The sequence below is a fragment of the Mesorhizobium sp. PAMC28654 genome (genome assembly GCF_020616515.1).
Classification (GTDB): domain Bacteria; phylum Pseudomonadota; class Alphaproteobacteria; order Rhizobiales; family Rhizobiaceae; genus Mesorhizobium.
Map to the genome: position 1 here is coordinate 3264524 of NZ_CP085135.1, position 16904 is coordinate 3281427.

A 16904-nucleotide genomic window follows, 5' to 3' on the forward strand; every position below is an offset into this window, starting at 1 on the left:
TTCCTCCTTTTGAATGCGATTTTCAGACAGATGCAGCGGCCCGCGTGTTGGCCCGCGCGGTCGTCCTGACCGTGCGGTCGAGGACGACGAGCAGAATGAGAATAAGGCCGGCGACGACCTGCTGGACGTAGGCGGGGATGGACTGGAACTCCATCGCGGTGGTCAGCGAGGCGATGGTGAGAACGCCGCCGAGTGTGCCGAGCGCCGAACCCCGCCCACCTTCGAGGCGAGTGCCGCCGACGACCACGGCCGCGATCACCGAGACAGTCAGCTCCGAGCCAAACATCGGCGAACCGGTGTTGGTGGCGAGGCTCTGCAGCACGCCCGCGACCCCCGCCAGCGTGCTGGCGAAGACGAAGCCGAGAAACACCATCTTGCCAGACGAGATGCCGCTCGCCTCGGCGGCAATCGCGTTCGAGCCAACGGCGAACAGGTTGCGACCGGACACCGTGCGGGTCAGCCAGAAATGCAGCAGCAGGATGGCAACCAGGAACAGCGCACTGCGCACGGTGAAGATGTCGAAATAGATCTTGGCCAGGGCCAGCGAGAACATGATGTCGGTGCCGGATACCGGCTGGCTTGCCGTGATCCAGTGCGCGATCGACCGGAAGATCAGCATGGTGGCGAGCGTCGCAACCAGCGAGTTGACCTTGAAGCCCACAGACAGGATGCCGTTCAGCACGCCAGCCGCGGCTCCGGTCAGAACACCGATGAAGGCTGCCGGCCAGAGCCCGAGGCTCGGCTGCAGCTCGATCGAAACGATGCCCGCCAACGCAAACACCGCGCCCCCCGACAGGTCGATCTGGCCGGCGATCAGCAAGACCGTCAGGCCGATAGCGATGATGCCGATGGTCGAGCTGCGGTCGAGGCCGAGGCCAAGCGTCGTCAGGCTGAGGAAGCCTGGCACCAGCAGCGAGGCCACCACAAGCGTGAGGCCGAGGATGAGCGCGACCCGGTAGCGGGCGATTTGCGAGAGGAGAGCCATCACGCAACACCCCGCTTGCGAAGGGCGACATCGAGGGCGACCGCAATGGCGATCAGTAGGCCGAGGACAAAGCCCTGGACGGGCGTGCGCACGCCCTGCAGCACCATGACGTTGGTGAGCAACTGGACGAAGACCAGCCCGGCGATGGCGCGCGGCACCGAGCCGAAACCGCCCATGATCGAGACGCCGCCGACCACGACGGCGGTGATGGCGCTGAACTCGTAGCCGGTGCCGACCAGCGGCCGAGCGCTCTGCAGGGTCAATCCGAGCAACGCACCGCTCAGGCCCGAGCACAATGCGGTGATGATGAAGGCGCCGGCCTTGACGGCGCGAACCGGCACGGCGCTGGCTTCGGCAGCGTTGTAGTTTCCGCCGGTAGCGATCGTCCACCGGCCCCAGAAGGAGCGGGACAGGACGAAGTTTCCGACGATGGCGATAGCCAGGAAGATCAGGGCGATGGTCGGGATGCCCAGCACGCGGCTTTTCACCAATGCCGCCGAGGCCGGGTCCGTGCCGTAGACGATGACGCCGCCGACGGCCGCCTGGACGATGCCAAGCACGATCGTGCCGACGCCGAGCGTGGCGATGATCGGGTTGATGCCGACATAGCCGACGAGCAATCCGTTGACGAGGCCGCAGGCCCCGGCCAGAGCGACGGCCAGGATGAAGGCCGGAACCGGGCCGATCATGGGCTGCAGGGCAAGCGACAGGATGGCGCCGCAGGCGATCGTCGCCGGCACGGAAAGATCGGCCAGACCGCCAACGACGAGAACGAAGGTCATGCCCACCACGACAATGCCGACGATGGCCATCGAGGTCAGGACATTGACCAGATTACCAGTGGTGAAGAACACCGGGCTGGCGAGCGACCCGTAGAGCACCACCGCCAGGATGGCGATGAGGAGGCCCGCGCGTGATGCCGTATCAACGAACCGATTGCCACGGTTGAAGCGTGGATTTGTACGATCCTGCATGGAGAGGGCGATGTCCGTCATGCCGTTTCTTCGCCCGTGGCGAGCGCCATGATACGCTCTTCCGACAGGTCCTTGCGCTCGATGGCCGGCGAGGCGCGGCCGTCGCGCATGACGACCACCCGGTCGCAGACGCCAAGCACTTCGGGCAACTCGGAGGAGATCATCACGACCGCCATTCCCTTCGCGACCAGTTCGCCGATGATGCGGTGGATTTCGGCCTTGGCGCCGACATCGACGCCGCGCGTCGGCTCGTCGAGAATGAGCACGGACGGCTTGGCCGACAGCCATTTGGAGATGACGGCCTTCTGCTGGTTTCCGCCGGAGAGAAGATTGATGCGGCGCTCGGGATCGGGCGGGACGATCGAGAAATCCGCGGCGTATTTCGCCGCCAGCTGGCGGTCAGCGCTCATGCTGACGCGGCTGAACCTGGAAAGCCGGCGCAATACGGGCAGGCTGATGTTCTCGCGCACCGTCATCGACGGGATGATGCCGTCGCCCTTGCGATCTTCCGGGACATAGGCGATGCCGGCCTTCATCGCCGCCGAGGGCGAGCGGATGGTGACGGGCTTGCCATGGGTCTCGATGCTGCCGGCGGTCAGCGTGGACAGGCCGAAGATCGCCTTGGCCACTTCGGTGCGGCCGGCGCCGACGAGGCCGGTCAGGCCGAGTATCTCTCCGGCGCGAACGTCAAAGCTGACATTGGAGAAGGTGGCGCCGTCGCCGAGGCCGCTGACCTTCAGCACCGGGGCGCCGATGGTCGAGGGGGTCTTCGGGAATACATTGGTGACCTCGCGGCCGACCATCAGCTTGATCATCTGCGCCGCGGTGATGCCGTCCGCCGGGCGCGACTCGATCATGCTGCCGTCGCGCAGGATGGTGACGTCATCGGCGATCTCCAGCACTTCCTTCAGGCGGTGGCTGATGTAGACGATGGCGATGCCCTGCGCCTTCATCTTGCGGAGAATCCGAAACAGCGCCGCCGTTTCGTGCTCGCTCAGGCTCGATGTCGGCTCGTCCAGCACGATGATGCGAGGGGTTGCCGCATAAGCCTTGGCGATCTCCACCAGCTGTTGCTTGCTGATCGAGAGATCGCCGAGCCGCGCCTTGGGATCGATGTCCGCGCCTAGTTCCTTCAGGACGGCGGCCGCGTTACGGATCATTGCGGCCTTGTCGACCAGCAGCCATTTGCGCGGCATGCGGCCGAGATAGACGTTTTCGGCGACAGAGAGGTCGGGCACCAGGTTCAGTTCCTGATGAACCATCCGGATGCCGAGCTTCTGGGCGTCGGCGGGCTTGCGCATGCGCACCTCCACGCCACCGACCTCGGTGGTGCCGGTGGTCGGTAGATAGGTGCCGCTGAGCACCTTCATCAGCGTCGATTTGCCGGCGCCGTTCTCGCCGACAATGGCGTGGACGCGGCCGAAATCGACAGAGAAATTGACGTCCGACAGCGCCTTCACGCCTGGGAAGATCTTGCTGATCCCTTGCATGCGAAGAGCGCTCGCCGCGGCCGACATCCCGTCCCTCACCCGTTCCCGATTTCAGATGCGTGGCGGCCGCGCTGCAGCCTTCGTTGTCCTATAACACTAATATAATACCCGATGCAAGGATTGTCCCGCATGGTTCTTGGGCAGTTCGGCATCAGATCGACAGCTGGTAGAAACGGACGGCGTTCAGGCCGTAAACGGCAGCCTGCTGATCCTTCGATAGCTGAGGATCGAGAACAGTGCGCAGCGCGTTGAGCGCCTCGGCATAACTGCCCGCCAGCAGGCAGACAGGCCAGTCACTGCCGAACATCAGGCGATCGGCCCCGAAAGAGAGCAGCGCCTGGTCGACATAGGGTTTCAGGTCTTGCGGACGCCAGTTGCCGTGATCGGCCTCGGTGATCATCCCCGAGAGCTTGCAGAAGACATTGGGAAAGGCTGCAATGCGCTGCAGGTCGCTGGCCCAGCCATTGAACGCGCCGGATGCGATGGACGGCTTCGAGATGTGATCGATCACCGCCCTTAATCCGGGCACGGCTTCGAGGGCCTTGGCGACGTTTCTGAGGTGGCGGGGATAAGTCAGGACATCGAAGGCAACGCCGCGCTCGGCAATGACACGCAGGCTGGAGATAACAGCCGGCCGCAGGATGTAGCCATCATCAGCCAGGTCCTGCAGCATGGGCCGCAGGCCGACGAATTTGGGATTGGCAATCAGCGTATCAAGCTTGGCGGCGAAGGCCGGGGCCTCCATATCGAGCCAGCCGACCACGCCGGCGACAAAATCGGCCTCGCTGGCAAGCGCCAGCAGGAAGGCGGTTTCGTCCTCCGTCTGTGCGGCCTGGACGACGACCGTCTTGTCGACCCCAGCCTTGCGCAGGAGCGGCGCCATGTCTTGCGGCAGGTAATCGCGGTAGAGCGGCAGCCCCATGCCCGGCGACATCCAATGATAGTCGCCACGGTCGACCCGCCAGAAATGGTGATGCGCATCAACGATGGGGGCAGCCATGGCGGGCTCCTCTCGCGATCTCAGCCGTCGGCGCGGACGTGCTGTTTCTGTGATCCAAGCCCGTCAATGCCGAGTTCGACGACATCTCCCGGCTTGAGCCAGCGCTGCGGCTTCATGCCCATGCCGACGCCGGGCGGCGTGCCGGTGGAGATGATGTCGCCGGGATGCAGCGACATGAACCGCGACAGGTAGGAGACCAGATGGGCGACGCCATAGACCATGGTCTTGGTCGATCCGTTCTGCATGGTCTCGCCATTGACGGTCAGCCACATCTTGAGGTTCTGCGGATCGGCTATCTCGTCCCTGGTGACCAGCCATGGGCCGGTTGGGCCAAACGTGTCACAGCTCTTGCCCTTGGTCCACTGGCCCTGGCGCTCTGTCTGGAACGCCCGTTCGGACACGTCATGCGCCACGCAATAGCCGGCTACATAATCGAGCGCCTCGGCCTCGGAGACATACTTCGCGGTCTTGCCTATGATGATGCCAAGTTCGACTTCCCAATCGGTTTTCTGCGAACCGCGCGGGATCAGCACATCGTCGTCGGGACCGACGATCGCCGAGGTGGCCTTCATGAAGATGACCGGCTCGGACGGCACCGCCATGCCCGACTCCGCGGCATGATCGGCATAGTTCAGGCCAATGCAGATGAACTTGCCGGTGCCGGTAACGCACGGACCCAGCCGGGGATTGCCCTCGACCTTCGGCAGCGAGGCCGGATCGATGGCCGCCAGACGCGCGAGGCTTTCGGGCGAGATGTCGGTTCCGCCGACATCGGCAACCCTTCCGCTGAGGTCGCGAATGTTACCGTCGGCATCCAGAAGGCCGGGTTTCTCGGCGCCCGAGGGGCCGTAACGCAGCAGTTTCATCTGATTACTCCGGGGTCAATAGGTGGCGCGGCCGCCGGACAGGTCGAAGACGGCGCCGGTGGTGAAACTGTTTTCCTTCGAGACCAGCCACGCCACCATGTTGGCGGCTTCGTCGACTTCGAGGAAGCGGGCGCGCGGGATCTTCGACAGCATGTAGTCGATGTGTTCCTGCTTCATCTGGTCGAAGATCGGCGTGCGCGCCGCGGCCGGCGTGATGCAGTTGACGGCGATGTCGAGCCCGGCCAGTTCCTTGCCGAGCGACTTGGTCATGCCGATGACGGCGGCCTTCGACGCCGAATATGCTGATGCGTTGGGGTTGCCTTCCTTGCCGGCGATCGAGGCGACGTTGACGATGCGGCCGTAGCCTTGCGCCTTCATCGACGGCACGACGGCGCGGTTGACGTGAAAAGTGCCATGCAGGTTGATGTCGATGACCCGCTTCCAATCCGCGACCGGATAGGTTTCCAACGTGTGGTTGGGACCGGCGATGCCCGCCGAATTGACCAGGATCGACACAGGCCCGAGCGCGGACTCTGTGCGGCCGTGCGCCGCCACGACGGCGTCGGCATCGACGATGTCGACCACGACCGTCTCGACCGCGCCACCGCCCAGTTCCGCCTTGGCCGCCTGCAAGCGATCGCCATTGACGTCCCACAGGCACACCTTGGCGCCGGAGGCCAGGATGCGCTTTGCGAAGGCAAGGCCCAGGCCCTGCGCACCACCCGTCACGACAGCCACCTGACCGTCGAGATCAATCCTGTTCATCGGCAAGCCTTCCCTTGAATAATGATTGGGTCTTGAAGAATGTTGGGATCCGCTTGGGACCATGTCCTCGCGCGGCGGCGCTTCTCGCTCCCGATCGTCCCGCCGCCAGCACGATTGCTCTTGCACATTACACTAGTATAATGCAAGCCTTCAATCGTGCCTTGGATGCCGAGCGGATTGAATTGTACCAGTCTGGCGCCCAATGGTATGCGAACGCCGCTCGACAGGAAGCGGCAGGGACAAACGTCATGGCTTCGAGACCATCGGATACGACAGGCAGACCGCAGGCGGCACAAGGCGGCGAAGACAGGCTGACCGAGTTCCTGCAAGGCGTGTCGTTGAACCGCGCCATTCCGCTGCGGGACCAGATCTATGCGCTGGTGCGCAAGGCGATCGTCACCGGCAAGCTCGCGCCGGGGGCGCCGATCAACGAGATCGAGATCGCCAACAAGCTCGGCATCTCCCGCACGCCGGTGCGCGAGGCGGTCAAGAAGGTCAGCGACGAGGGCCTGATCGAGGTCTTCGCCCAGAACGGCACCTTCGTCGCCGATATCAGCCGCAAGCAGGTCGAGGAGGCCTACATCATCCGCATCGCGCTCGAACTCGAGAGCATCAAGCGGGCAGCGGTCGTCATCGAGACCCATCATATCCAGGACCTGGAAGACATCATCAACGCCCATGAGACCGCGGTGAAGCGCGGGCGTTTCGACGAGGCGATCGCCAGGGATGACGACTTTCATCGCTACATCGCCGAGGTGAACGGCCTCGCCATGCTGTGGAAGGTCGTCGACGTCTCGAAAGCGCAGATGGATCGCTGCCGGCTGTTGTCGCTGCCCTCGCCCGGCGCCGGCCAGGAGACGATCGCCCAGCACCGCGCCATCCTCGACGCTCTTGCCAGACGCGACCAGGCCGGTTCCATGACGGCGCTGCGGACGCATCTCGAGACATCGCTGCGCAACACGATCTCGCTGCTCGACGCCGAGCCCGCTTCGCTGCTGATCGCCTGAACCGGCAGTTGGGCGCTACATGGTGGCGCCGACCGACCACGGCACGAACTCGCTGTCGCCGTAGCCCAGCAGTTCGGATTTGGTGCGCTCGCCCGAAGCCACGGCGAGGATTTTCAGCAGGATCTCCTCTCCCTTGTCGGCCAGCGAAGCGCCATCGAGGACATCGCCGCAATTGAGGTCCATGTCCTCGATCATCTTTTCATAGATCAGCGAATTGGAGGCGAGCTTGATCGACGGCGTCGGCTTGCAGCCGAAGGCGGAGCCACGGCCGGTGGTGAAGCAGAGCATGTTGGCACCACCGGCGACCTGGCCCGTCGCCGAGACCGGGTCGTAGCCGGGCGTATCCATGAAGACGAGGCCATTGGTCGTGACGGGTTCGGCGTAATTGAAGACGCCGGTGAGATTGGTGGAACCGCCCTTGGCGGCCGCCCCAAGCGACTTTTCCAGGATGGTGGTCAGGCCGCCGGCCTTGTTGCCCGGCGAAGGGTTGTTGTTCATCTCCATATTGTGCCGCGCGGTGTAGTCCTCCCACCAGCGGATGCGTTCGGCCAGTTTCTCGCCGATCCCGGCATTCTCGGCGCGACGCATCAAGAGATGCTCGGCGCCATAAATCTCCGGGGTCTCGGAGAGGATCGCCGTGCCGCCCTCGGCGACCAGCAGATCGACCGCGACGCCGAGCGCCGGATTGGCTGTTATGCCCGAATAACCGTCGGAGCCGCCGCATTGCAGCGCCAGCATCAGTTCCGAGGCCGGCGCCTGCGTGCGCTCGGTCTGGTTGACGACCGCGAGCATGTCGTGGATGGCCTTGACGCCGGCCTCCACGGTCTTGCGGGTGCCGCCGACCTCCTGGATCGTCAGCGTGCGGAAGGTGGTGTCTTCGCTGATGCCATAGGACTGCATCCAGCGCGGGATCTGGAAGGCTTCGCAGCCCAGCCCGACCATCAGCACGCCGCCAATGTTGGGGTTGGTGGCAAAGCCCCATTGCGTGCGCTTCAAGAGTTCATAGGCCTCGCCATGCGTGTCGAGGCCGCAGCCTGTGCCGTGCACCAGCGAGATGACGCCATCGATGTTCGGGTAATCGGCGAGAATGCCCGAGCGGTTGACCTGGTCGGCTATGAACCGTGACGCGGTGGCCGAGCAGTTCACCGAGGTCAGCACCGCGATGTAATTGCGCGTGCCGTATTTGCCGTTGGCGCGCCTGAAGCCCTGGAAGGTGCGGCGCCGCTCCGGCGCGACATAGCGCGTCGGCTTTGCGTCGACGCCGAACTGGTAGTCGCGGTCGAAGGCATGGAGATAGACATTGTGTTCGTGCACCCACGTGCCCGGCGCGATGTCCTCCCTGGCGAAGCCGATGACCTGACCGTATTTGACGATTGCTCCGTCCTTGGCGATCGGCTGGACCGCCATCTTGTGCCCGCGCGGAACGCGCTGCGCGGCGGTGGCAGTCCCCACCTCGTCACCAGGGGACAGGGAGTCGATCGCCAGGACAATGTTGTCGGCGTCTGTCAGTCGAATAGTGCGCGCCATGGTACCGTCGGGGTGTGAGAGAAGGCGCGACGGGAACTCTTGCCAACGCGCGTTATGGAAGAATACTAATATAACAGGCAGAAGCGGTCAAGGCGACAGGCTGCGTTTGGAGCCGCTTTGGCCCAACGCCTATTTGATTGAGGGAGCTTGAGAATGACCCGCATGGGCCTTTGCATCGGACTGAAGCCGGAGGTGATCGCGCACTACAAGGAACTTCACGCGGCGGTGTGGCCGGAGGTGCTGGCGGCGATCACGGCGGCGAACATCCGCAACTATTCGATCTTCCTGCGCGAGCCTGAAAACCTGCTGTTCGCCACCTGGGAATATGTGGGCGGGGATTTCGACGCGGACATGGAATTGATGAAGCAGAACCCGGCCATGCAGGAATGGTGGACAATCTGCGATCCGCTGCAGCAGCCGCTCGAGACGCGGGCGCCCGGGGAATGGTGGGCACGGATGGAGCCGGTGTTCTTCCACGCCTGAGCGATTCCGCCCGGAAGCGAGGGCAAGGCGCAGATGGCCTTGTCAGCGCGTTACCGGGCGTCACCTCGTCGGAATTATAGAATCGTAAGCCGGCATACGATCTCAATCGTGCTTCGCGGCGCGCAACAGCATGCCGAAGAGGTCGCGCGGCTCGTCGGGATCGGCGAGCAGGTCAAGCTCCTCGTAGAGACCGGTACGGGCAAGCTGGTCGCGAACGTAGCGCAGCGCCGAGAAATCCTCGGTGGCGAAGCCGACGGAATCAAACAGCGTCACCGCCTGGTTGTTGACGCGCCCTTGGGCCGTTCCCGCCATCACCTCCCACAATTCGACGACGGCATGATCCAGATCGAGTTGCTGTATCTCGCCTTCGATGCGCGTCTGCGGCGTGTACTCGACGAAAATCTGCGAGCGCAGCAGGATGTCACGATGCAGTTCGGTCTTGCCGGGGCAATCGCCGCCGACCGCATTGATGTGGACGCCGCTGCCCACCATGTTGTCGGTGAGGATGGTCGCATACTGCTTGTCGGCCGTCACCGTGGTGATGATCTGCGCTCCCTCAACGGCGGCATGCGCCGAGGAACAGGAGGTGATCTCAAACCCCAGCCCCGCCAGATTGTCAGCGCATTTGCGCGTGGCCGCCGGGTCGATGTCGTAGAGGCGCAGCTTGTTGACGCCGAGCAGCGCCTTGAAGGCCAGCGCCTGGAACTCCGACTGGGCGCCGTTGCCGATGATGGCCATGCAGTCCGCGCCCTTGGGCGCCAGGTACTTGGCGGCGACGGCTGACGTGGCGGCGGTGCGCAAGGCGGTCAGGATGGTCATCTCCGAAAGCAGCATCGGATAGCCGTTGCCGACATCGGCGAGAACGCCGAAGGCGGTGACCGTCTGGCGACCGTCACGCGTATTTTTGGGATGGCCGTTGACGTATTTGAAGCCGTAAAGCCGGCCATCGCTTGTCGGCATCAGTTCGATGACGCCGTCGATGCTGTGCGAGGCGACGCGCGGCGTCTTGTCGAACAGCGCCCAGCGGCGAAAGTCCTCTTCGATATAGCCAGCGAGATCGGTGAGGAATCGGTCGACGCCGATGGCAAGCACCAGCTTCATCATGTGGTCGACGCTGACGAAGGGGACGATGTTCAGTCTGGCGGTCATCGGTCAAAAGCTCCTGGTCGGCCGGTCCATGATGCGGCGGCCCATCAGGCTTGCCGTCAGGTCGACCATCAGCGTGGCGGTGCGGCCGCGCTCATCGAGAAAAGGATTGAGCTCGACGAGGTCGAGACTGCTGACCAGGCCGCTGTCCGAGAGCATTTCCATGACCAGATGCGCCTCGCGGAACGTCGCGCCGCCCGGCACGGTCGTGCCGACCGCCGGCGCGATGGACGGATCGAGGAAGTCGACGTCGAGACTGACATGCAGAAGGCCGTTTTCGGCCGTCACCCGTTCCAGGAAAGCCCGCAGGAGCGGCGCGATGCCATGTTCGTCGATGGCGCGCATGTCGTGCACGGTGACGCCCGCGGCGCGCAGCGCCTGCCGCTCGGCCGGGTCGACGCTGCGGAGACCCAATGTGCAGATGCGGGCGGGGTCGACTCGCTCCGGCAGGTCGGGGAAATAGCCGTGGAAGCCGGGCTGGCCGCTGGCGTACGCAAGCGGCACGCCATGCAGATTGCCGCTGGCCGTCGTGTCGAGCGTGTGGAAATCCGGGTGCGCATCGAGCCACAGTACAAACAGGGGCCGGCCGACCTGGGCAGCGCGGCGGGCAATCCCCGAAAGGGTCCCAGCCGAAATGCTGTGGTCGCCGCCGAGGAAGATCGGCATGGCATCGGCGCTGGCGGCATAGGCGGCGTCGGCGATCCCTGCCGTCCAGGCTGAAATCTCCGGCAGCGCCTTCAGCGCCAGATTGCCATGGGTGAGCGGGCGCATCGGCGCCGGCGCGATGGTGCCGAGATCGGCAACCGCATGGCCGAGCTCCCTCAGCGCACCGACCAGCCCCGCCGTCCGCAAGGCACTCGGGCCCATTTCGCAGCCCATCCGGCCAGTGCCGTCCTGCACCGGCGCGCCCAATATATTGCAATTCATTCCGCCACTCTCCGTCTGCAACGTCGAATAGGGTTGAACCGCATCTGCCCGGCGGAATGAATAGTACCGATTGGCAAAAGCAGCAGAAGTATTTATCATTTTGACAGATCAGGCTGCCATATTGGACAAGCATGGATTCCCTGGACGAAAAGCTCATCATGCTTCTGCGCCATAGCGCACGGCGAAGCATCTCCGATCTTGCGGCGGACCTTGGCGTGTCGCGGGCGACCGCACGCGCACGAATGGAGCGCCTGGAACAATCCGGCGAGATCATCGGCTACACGGTGATCCTGCGCGCGGAATCCATCGGCCCCGCCGTCAGGGGCATCATGATGATTGAGATCGAAGGGCATGCCGCCGATCGCGTGATCCGCACGCTTGGCGGGTTTCCAGAGGTCGCCACGATCCACACCACCAATGGCCGCTGGGACCTGGTGGTGGAGCTGAACACAGCAACCCTGACCGAGTTGGACGCGGTACTGCGGCGGATCCGGCTGGTGCCCGGGATCACAGGCAGCGAGACAAACCTGCTGTTGGCCACGCCGCGCAGCACGAAAGCCCGTCTTTGAGGGTGACTGACTGGATCGAACAGGTGGCGCTGATCAATCTCGATCCCGCTCCGATCGAATCGGCCTTCGCTATTGCACCATGGCGCAAATGGTAAGCGCCGCCACCCGCGCGCGCTGCGCAAGGGTGGTGATTTCGATGTACTCTTCTTCCGTATGAGCCTTGCCGCCGACCGGACCTACGCCGCAAATCGTCGGCGCGCCGGCACTTGCGGCGAAACCGGAATCGGCACAGCCGCCGGTGAACTCACCGGCAATATCGAGGCCGATGCTTCTTGCGATCTCGAGATAACGCCTGGTCAATTCCGCGCTCCGTGGCGTCGGGACGAGCGGGAAGAAGTCGCTGTCGCGGACGGCTTTCGTGCTTGTCCCCGCTACGGACGAATTTGCCATGATGGCATCGATCGCCTCGATCAAGGCGTCGCGCTGGGCATTGGTGACGAACCGCACATCCACTTCGCCACTGGCCGTTGGCGCGACGGTGTTGACCGACACGCCGCCGCCGACAAGGCCGACATTCAGCGTCATGCCGTCGTCGACCCGCGTCAGCGCGTGCAAGGCGTTGATCTTGTGTGCAAGCTCGGCAATGGCTGACGCGCCTTCGGTGAAATTGACACCGGAATGCGCGGCCTTACCGGTAATGTCGAAGCGATAGCTGAAGCCGCCCTTGCGACCGGTGACGATGTTGCCGCTGACGCGGCCGGGTTCGGAATTGAAGACAGCGACGGCGCATTTCGCTTCCGCCTCGATAGTGGGGCGTGCTGTCGCCGAGCCGATCTCCTCGTCGCCGGTCATCAAGGAGATCGCGGGAATTTCGGGGGCAAACCGCTTCAGCGCAGCCATGACGAAGGCGTTCATGACAAGGCCGCCCTTCATGTCCGCGACACCCGGGCCATAGGCGCGGCCGTCACGGGTGCTGAACGGGCGACGCGCCGCCTCACCCTTGCCAAACACCGTGTCGCGATGGCCCATCAGAAGATAATTGCGACGACCGGAATTGTGGCTCACCGGGCCGGTTTCGGCGCGCAGGATGTCACCGAAATCAGCTACGGGGATCGTCGTCACGCAGATCGAATGCTCGGCATAAAACCGGGCCAGCCGCGCGCCGGCCCGGTCGACGCCGACCTTGTCATGGGAACCGGAATCGATATCGACCAGCTCGCCAAGCAGGGTCAGCATCGCGGGCGCCTGCTCATCGAGCCAGGCGGAAATGGCTTGGGACTTGTCGGTCGTCATGGGAGCGGTCTTCTCTTCGTGTCGAAGTGAGTCAGGCGTGATTGCGCATTCCCAGCGGTTCAGACATCGTCGCGATTCGTGGAGATGAACTTCTGGAACCGGGCCGATTTCGGGCTCTCGAACACCTCCCTGGCCGGACCATCCTCTTCGATCATGCCCTCGTGCAGGAAGATCACCCGGCTTGCGACATCGCGCGCGAACGCCATCTCGTGGGTGACGATCACCATGGTGCGGCCCTCGTCCGCCAAGGCGCGCATCACCTTGAGCACTTCCCCCACCCGTTCGGGATCGAGCGCGGATGTCGGCTCATCGAACAGCATGAGTTCGGGCTTCATCGCCAGCGCGCGTGCGATTGCCGCGCGCTGTTGCTGGCCGCCGGACAGATGCGCGGGATATGCGTCGCGCTTGTCGGCGATACCGACCTTTGCCAGCAGCGCTTCCGCCTCGGCGACACACTCGCGGCGCGGCCGCCCCTGGACATGGATCGGCCCTTCGATCAGATTCTCCAGGACGGTCATGTGCGACCAGAGATTGAAGCTCTGGAAAACCATGGCGACACGCGCGCGCAGCGCATCGACCTGGCGGCGGTCGACGACGGCAAGCCCGTCGCGCTGCGGCTTGAGCTTCACAACCTCGCCGCCAACCACGATTTCACCGGCGCTTGGCATCTCCAGCAGGTTGATGCAGCGCAGCAGCGTACTCTTGCCGGAGCCCGACGATCCGAGGATCGCGATCACCTCGCCCTTTTTGGCATCGAACGAAATATCCTTCAGCACTTCGAGCGGGCCAAAACGCTTGCGCAGGTTGCGCACTGAAAGGGCTGTCTGGTCAGACATTGACCTTCTCCATTGTGTTCGATGACGCCGGCGGCGCGCGCAGGTGCGGCGTCAGCCACCAATCGAGCAGGCCGACCAGCCGCGTCAGGAGAAAATTGATGATGAGATAGATCGCGCCGGCGGCGATGAAGACTTCCACCGGACGATAGCTGGAGGAGATCAGGCGCGCGGCGATGCCGGTTACGTCCATCATCGTGATGATCGAGGCCAGCGAGGTCGCCTTGACCATCAGGATCAGTTCGTTGCCATAGGCAGGCAGCGCCTGGCGCAGCGCGATCGGCAGGATGATGCGCCGGTAGAGCAGTAGCCCGGACATACCACACGCGCGCGCCGCCTCGACCTCGCGCGAGGGGACCGATCGCAAGGCGCCGCGCAGGATTTCGCTGCCATAGGCGGCGGTGTTGAGCGACAGCGCCAGGATCGCGCACCAGTAGGGCTCGCGGAAGAATTGCCACAGGCCAAGGCTTTGCAATGTCGGGCGAAATTGCCCAAGGCCGTAGTAGATCAGGAATATCTGCACCAGGAGCGGCGTGCCGCGAAATAGGAAGACGTAGGCACGCGCCACCCAATCCATGCCCCGGATGCCGGACATGCGCATCAAGGCCAGGAGAACGGCAAAGACCACGCCGATCGAAAAGGCGATGATCGTCAATTGCAGCGTCAGCGGCACGCCAGCCAGTAGTTCGACGAAACTGTCGCGGATGAAGAGCAGGTCCATCACGCCGCCTCCCGCCCCATGCTTCGCGAGGCCCGTTTTTCGAGCCAGTCGAAGACGCGTTGCGAAAGCCAGGTGATGACCAAGAACAGGACGGCGGCGATGAGGTAGAACTCGAACGGCTTGCGCGTGGAACCGGCGGCGATCTGCGCCTGCCGGAGGATCTCGACCAGCCCGGTCACCGACACCAGAGCCGATTCCTTCAAGGTCATCTGCCAGACATTGCCGATGCCGGGTATGGCGTGGCGCGCGACCTGAGGCGCGATGATGCGGCGAAACAGGAGCAGGCGATGCATGCCAACTGCCTTGCCGGCCTCGATCTCGCCTGTCGAAAGGCTGCGAAAGGCGCCACGGAACACTTCGGCCTGATAGGCGCCGGAAACGACGCCGATGGCCGTGGCGCCGGCGATGAAAGGCGGGATGCCGACAAAGCCGCCGTCGCTCCAAAGCCGGAAAAGCGCCGACAAAAGCAGGCTTCCGCCGAAATAGAACAGATAGATGACCAGAAGATCGGGAACGCCGCGCAGCACCGTCGTATAGACATCGGCAAGGATGCGCGCGGCCGTGCCGCCGGCAAGTTTTGCCCACGCGATCAGGCCACCGATGACGATGCCGAGCGCGAAGCCCGCCATCGCCACCATGATCGTCACCAGCGCGGCCAGGAGCAGGGCCTTGCCCCACCCTTCAGGCCCGAAGCCAACCAGATCCAGAAATTCCATGTGCCGCTATCCCGTCATCCCGGCCCGTGACCGGCCTGACCTCATACGTTGAACTGGAAACCGTCAACCGTCAGCGTCTGCCCGGTCATGAAGCAGGGCTGCGACGTCGCAAGAAAGGTCACCAGGCGCGCCACGTCGTCGGCGCATCCAAGCCGCCCAAGCGCAATGCCCTTGATGACCTCGTCGGCACGCTCCGTCACATTCGTATCGATCTCGGTGCGAATGACGCCGGGGCAGATCGCGTTGATGGCGATGATGGGGCCCAGTTCCTTCGCGAGCGCCCGCGTCATGCCGAGAATGCCGGCCTTGGCGGCGGCATAGGCGAAGCGGCTGACCGCCGCCGTGACGCCGCCCGAAAGCGCGTTGAGCGACGACATCGACACGATGCGCCCTCCACCCTGCTTCAGCATGTGCGGCGCCGTGTGTTGGATATAGTTGAAGCAGCTCTTGAGATTGATGGCGATTACCCGGTCGAACTCGTCCTCGGTGATGTCCAGGATTCCTTGCGGCGAGGACCGGCCGGCATTGTTCAACAGGAAATCGACGCGTCCGAAACGGGCAATCACCTCGCTGACGACCTCGCCGGCCCGCTGGTGGCTGGCCACATCCGCGACGAAAGTCTCGGCCTTGACGCCAAGTGCCGCGATCTCGCCGGCCGTCGTTTTCAACTCGTTTTCGAGCAGGTCGACGAGGGCGATGTTGTAGCCCGAGCGAGCCAGATCCAGCGCGCAGGCCTTGCCGATACCGCGCGCCGCGCCGGTGACAATGGCCGTCTTGTGTTGTGACTGCATTCTCGAAACTGCTCCTTTTCAACGTCTTCTCAGCATGGTATGGCTCCACCGATATTCTTCAATAGGAATATGGTTCACATATATGAACAAAACTGGTGACTCTGACGTCAAATCCGCGGTACGGGTTCTGGAAATCCTGGAGCTTCTGGCCCGCTCTCCAAAGGCGTTGTCGCTGAAGACGATCGTCGCCGAGCTTGGCTATCCCAAGAGCAGCACGTTCAATCTTCTGGCGACGCTGGTGTCGCGCGCCTATGTCCTGCGCGACGAGGCGGACGCCTACCGGATCCACGATGCTTTCCGAAACGGGCCGGGGTGGTCGAGCGGCGACGAAGCGCAGCTCATAGCCACCGCACAGCCGCTGATGGATGCGTTGCGCGACGCCGAGGGCGAGACCGTCTTTCTCGGCGCGCGCCGCAAGGATGGCCGCGTCAAGCTGCTGGCCAAGAGCGCCAGCCATCGGGCGATCCGCTTCGATTCCGACCTGACCGGCTCCGACCCCGCCTTTTGCACGGCGATGGGGCGGGTGCTGCTTTCGCATTGGCGACCCGACAAGGTGGCGGCCTATCTGGCACGCGAACGCATCGTGCAGATCACCGACCACACCGTGATTGATCGCGTGCAGATCCGCAGGATCATCGAGGCCGCCCGCGACAATGGCTATGCCATCAGCGACCAGGAGGCCATAACCGGCGGATCGGGCGTGGCGGCGCCCGTCCGCGACGCCACCGGCGAAGTGGTCGCGGCCCTCAACATCGCCACCATATCGCCCCGCTTCGACGCCTGCCGCGATCGCATGATTGCCGCGATGATCAGGAACGCGGCCGAGCTCAGCCACAGGCTCGGCTACAAGGAAACGACGAAAGATCAATAA

Annotated in this window: 18 protein-coding genes; 4 read left to right on the forward strand and 14 right to left on the reverse strand. The window is 63.8% G+C overall.

Annotated features, from left to right (window positions below; all coding sequences use genetic code 11):
• Positions 1-22: 22 nt before the first annotated feature.
• The 6 genes from LGH82_RS15955 to LGH82_RS15980 form a co-directional block, all read right to left on the reverse strand.
• Positions 23-985, reverse strand: coding sequence for an ABC transporter permease (locus LGH82_RS15955; RefSeq protein ID WP_227349600.1), 963 nt, complete (start codon positions 983-985; stop codon positions 23-25).
• Positions 985-1980 carry an ABC transporter permease gene (locus tag LGH82_RS15960; RefSeq protein ID WP_227349374.1) on the reverse strand — a complete coding sequence of 332 codons (996 nt, stop codon included), beginning with the start codon at positions 1978-1980 and terminating at the stop codon, positions 985-987. The genes LGH82_RS15955 and LGH82_RS15960 overlap by 1 nt, the downstream gene beginning before the upstream one ends.
• On the reverse strand, positions 1977-3449 hold the full coding sequence (locus LGH82_RS15965; protein WP_227349375.1) for a sugar ABC transporter ATP-binding protein: 1473 nt from the start codon (positions 3447-3449) through the stop codon (positions 1977-1979). Before LGH82_RS15965 ends, LGH82_RS15960 begins: the two co-directional genes overlap by 4 nt.
• Before the next feature lie 151 nt (positions 3450-3600).
• Entirely contained in the window at positions 3601-4449 is an 849-nt protein-coding gene (locus LGH82_RS15970; RefSeq protein ID WP_227349376.1) for an amidohydrolase family protein, read from the reverse strand.
• A 20-nt stretch (positions 4450-4469) separates the two neighbouring features.
• A complete protein-coding gene (locus LGH82_RS15975) occupies positions 4470-5315 on the reverse strand; it encodes a fumarylacetoacetate hydrolase family protein (protein WP_227349377.1) in 846 nt (281 codons plus the stop codon).
• Positions 5316-5330: 15 nt separating this feature from the next.
• Positions 5331-6080 carry an SDR family NAD(P)-dependent oxidoreductase gene (locus tag LGH82_RS15980; protein ID WP_227349378.1) on the reverse strand — a complete coding sequence of 250 codons (750 nt, stop codon included), beginning with the start codon at positions 6078-6080 and terminating at the stop codon, positions 5331-5333.
• 248 nt (positions 6081-6328) lie between these two features.
• Between LGH82_RS15980 and LGH82_RS15985 the strand changes: the two genes are divergently transcribed.
• Complete coding sequence (locus tag LGH82_RS15985; protein WP_227349379.1) at positions 6329-7087, forward strand: GntR family transcriptional regulator; 759 nt, start codon at positions 6329-6331, stop codon at positions 7085-7087.
• A gap of 15 nt (positions 7088-7102) precedes the next feature.
• Here LGH82_RS15985 and LGH82_RS15990 read toward each other — a convergent pair whose 3' ends face one another.
• Entirely contained in the window at positions 7103-8614 is a 1512-nt protein-coding gene (locus tag LGH82_RS15990) for a UxaA family hydrolase (RefSeq protein WP_227349380.1), read from the reverse strand.
• Positions 8615-8767: 153 nt separating this feature from the next.
• On the opposite strand from LGH82_RS15990, the gene LGH82_RS15995 reads away from it, so the two are divergent.
• Positions 8768-9097, forward strand: coding sequence for an L-rhamnose mutarotase (locus LGH82_RS15995; RefSeq protein ID WP_227349381.1), 330 nt, complete (start codon positions 8768-8770; stop codon positions 9095-9097).
• Between the two features lie 102 nt (positions 9098-9199).
• Here LGH82_RS15995 and LGH82_RS16000 read toward each other — a convergent pair whose 3' ends face one another.
• Together LGH82_RS16000 and rocF are read right to left on the reverse strand one after the other, a co-directional pair.
• Positions 9200-10246 (reverse strand): ornithine cyclodeaminase, encoded by a 1047-nt coding sequence (locus tag LGH82_RS16000; protein WP_227349382.1) that lies wholly within the window; start codon positions 10244-10246, stop codon positions 9200-9202.
• A 3-nt stretch (positions 10247-10249) separates the two neighbouring features.
• Entirely contained in the window at positions 10250-11170 is a 921-nt protein-coding gene (rocF, locus tag LGH82_RS16005; RefSeq protein ID WP_227349383.1) for an arginase, read from the reverse strand.
• A 131-nt stretch (positions 11171-11301) separates the two neighbouring features.
• Between rocF and LGH82_RS16010 the strand changes: the two genes are divergently transcribed.
• The gene (locus LGH82_RS16010; protein ID WP_227349384.1) at positions 11302-11739 is read left to right on the forward strand and encodes an Lrp/AsnC family transcriptional regulator; all 438 of its coding nucleotides are present in this window, start codon (positions 11302-11304) and stop codon (positions 11737-11739) included.
• A gap of 69 nt (positions 11740-11808) precedes the next feature.
• Here LGH82_RS16010 and LGH82_RS16015 read toward each other — a convergent pair whose 3' ends face one another.
• From LGH82_RS16015 to LGH82_RS16035, 5 genes are read right to left on the reverse strand one after another with little or no spacing between them, the layout of a single operon-like run.
• Complete coding sequence (locus LGH82_RS16015) at positions 11809-12972, reverse strand: M20 family metallopeptidase (RefSeq protein WP_227349385.1); 1164 nt, start codon at positions 12970-12972, stop codon at positions 11809-11811.
• A gap of 59 nt (positions 12973-13031) precedes the next feature.
• Positions 13032-13808 (reverse strand): ABC transporter ATP-binding protein, encoded by a 777-nt coding sequence (locus tag LGH82_RS16020; RefSeq protein WP_227349386.1) that lies wholly within the window; start codon positions 13806-13808, stop codon positions 13032-13034.
• A complete protein-coding gene (locus LGH82_RS16025) occupies positions 13801-14526 on the reverse strand; it encodes an ABC transporter permease (protein ID WP_227349387.1) in 726 nt (241 codons plus the stop codon). The genes LGH82_RS16020 and LGH82_RS16025 overlap by 8 nt, the downstream gene beginning before the upstream one ends.
• A complete protein-coding gene (locus LGH82_RS16030) occupies positions 14526-15242 on the reverse strand; it encodes an ABC transporter permease (RefSeq protein WP_227349388.1) in 717 nt (238 codons plus the stop codon). Before LGH82_RS16030 ends, LGH82_RS16025 begins: the two co-directional genes overlap by 1 nt.
• Before the next feature lie 41 nt (positions 15243-15283).
• Complete coding sequence (locus tag LGH82_RS16035; protein WP_227349389.1) at positions 15284-16033, reverse strand: SDR family NAD(P)-dependent oxidoreductase; 750 nt, start codon at positions 16031-16033, stop codon at positions 15284-15286.
• An 82-nt stretch (positions 16034-16115) separates the two neighbouring features.
• Between LGH82_RS16035 and LGH82_RS16040 the strand changes: the two genes are divergently transcribed.
• Positions 16116-16904 carry an IclR family transcriptional regulator gene (locus LGH82_RS16040; protein WP_227349390.1) on the forward strand — a complete coding sequence of 263 codons (789 nt, stop codon included), beginning with the start codon at positions 16116-16118 and terminating at the stop codon, positions 16902-16904.

Excerpts from the sequence above, each read along its gene's own strand:
- LGH82_RS15955 (WP_227349600.1), bottom strand. The coding sequence starts at position 985 with ATGGCTCTCCTCTCGCAAATCGCCCGCTACCGGGTCGCGCTCATCCTC.
- LGH82_RS16030 (WP_227349388.1), bottom strand. The coding sequence starts at position 15,242 with ATGGAATTTCTGGATCTGGTTGGCTTCGGGCCTGAAGGGTGGGGCAAG.
- LGH82_RS16025 (WP_227349387.1), bottom strand. The coding sequence starts at position 14,526 with ATGGACCTGCTCTTCATCCGCGACAGTTTCGTCGAACTACTGGCTGGC.
- LGH82_RS15965 (WP_227349375.1), bottom strand. The coding sequence starts at position 3,449 with ATGCAAGGGATCAGCAAGATCTTCCCAGGCGTGAAGGCGCTGTCGGAC.
- LGH82_RS16040 (WP_227349390.1), top strand. The coding sequence starts at position 16,116 with ATGAACAAAACTGGTGACTCTGACGTCAAATCCGCGGTACGGGTTCTG.
- LGH82_RS16010 (WP_227349384.1), top strand. The coding sequence starts at position 11,302 with ATGGATTCCCTGGACGAAAAGCTCATCATGCTTCTGCGCCATAGCGCA.
- LGH82_RS15990 (WP_227349380.1), bottom strand. The coding sequence starts at position 8,614 with ATGGCGCGCACTATTCGACTGACAGACGCCGACAACATTGTCCTGGCG.
- LGH82_RS16035 (WP_227349389.1), bottom strand. The coding sequence starts at position 16,033 with ATGCAGTCACAACACAAGACGGCCATTGTCACCGGCGCGGCGCGCGGT.
- LGH82_RS16015 (WP_227349385.1), bottom strand. The coding sequence starts at position 12,972 with ATGACGACCGACAAGTCCCAAGCCATTTCCGCCTGGCTCGATGAGCAG.
- LGH82_RS15960 (WP_227349374.1), bottom strand. The coding sequence starts at position 1,980 with ATGACGGACATCGCCCTCTCCATGCAGGATCGTACAAATCCACGCTTC.
- LGH82_RS15970 (WP_227349376.1), bottom strand. The coding sequence starts at position 4,449 with ATGGCTGCCCCCATCGTTGATGCGCATCACCATTTCTGGCGGGTCGAC.
- LGH82_RS15975 (WP_227349377.1), bottom strand. The coding sequence starts at position 5,315 with ATGAAACTGCTGCGTTACGGCCCCTCGGGCGCCGAGAAACCCGGCCTT.
- rocF (WP_227349383.1), bottom strand. The coding sequence starts at position 11,170 with ATGAATTGCAATATATTGGGCGCGCCGGTGCAGGACGGCACTGGCCGG.
- LGH82_RS16000 (WP_227349382.1), bottom strand. The coding sequence starts at position 10,246 with ATGACCGCCAGACTGAACATCGTCCCCTTCGTCAGCGTCGACCACATG.
- LGH82_RS15995 (WP_227349381.1), top strand. The coding sequence starts at position 8,768 with ATGACCCGCATGGGCCTTTGCATCGGACTGAAGCCGGAGGTGATCGCG.
- LGH82_RS15980 (WP_227349378.1), bottom strand. The coding sequence starts at position 6,080 with ATGAACAGGATTGATCTCGACGGTCAGGTGGCTGTCGTGACGGGTGGT.
- LGH82_RS16020 (WP_227349386.1), bottom strand. The coding sequence starts at position 13,808 with ATGTCTGACCAGACAGCCCTTTCAGTGCGCAACCTGCGCAAGCGTTTT.
- LGH82_RS15985 (WP_227349379.1), top strand. The coding sequence starts at position 6,329 with ATGGCTTCGAGACCATCGGATACGACAGGCAGACCGCAGGCGGCACAA.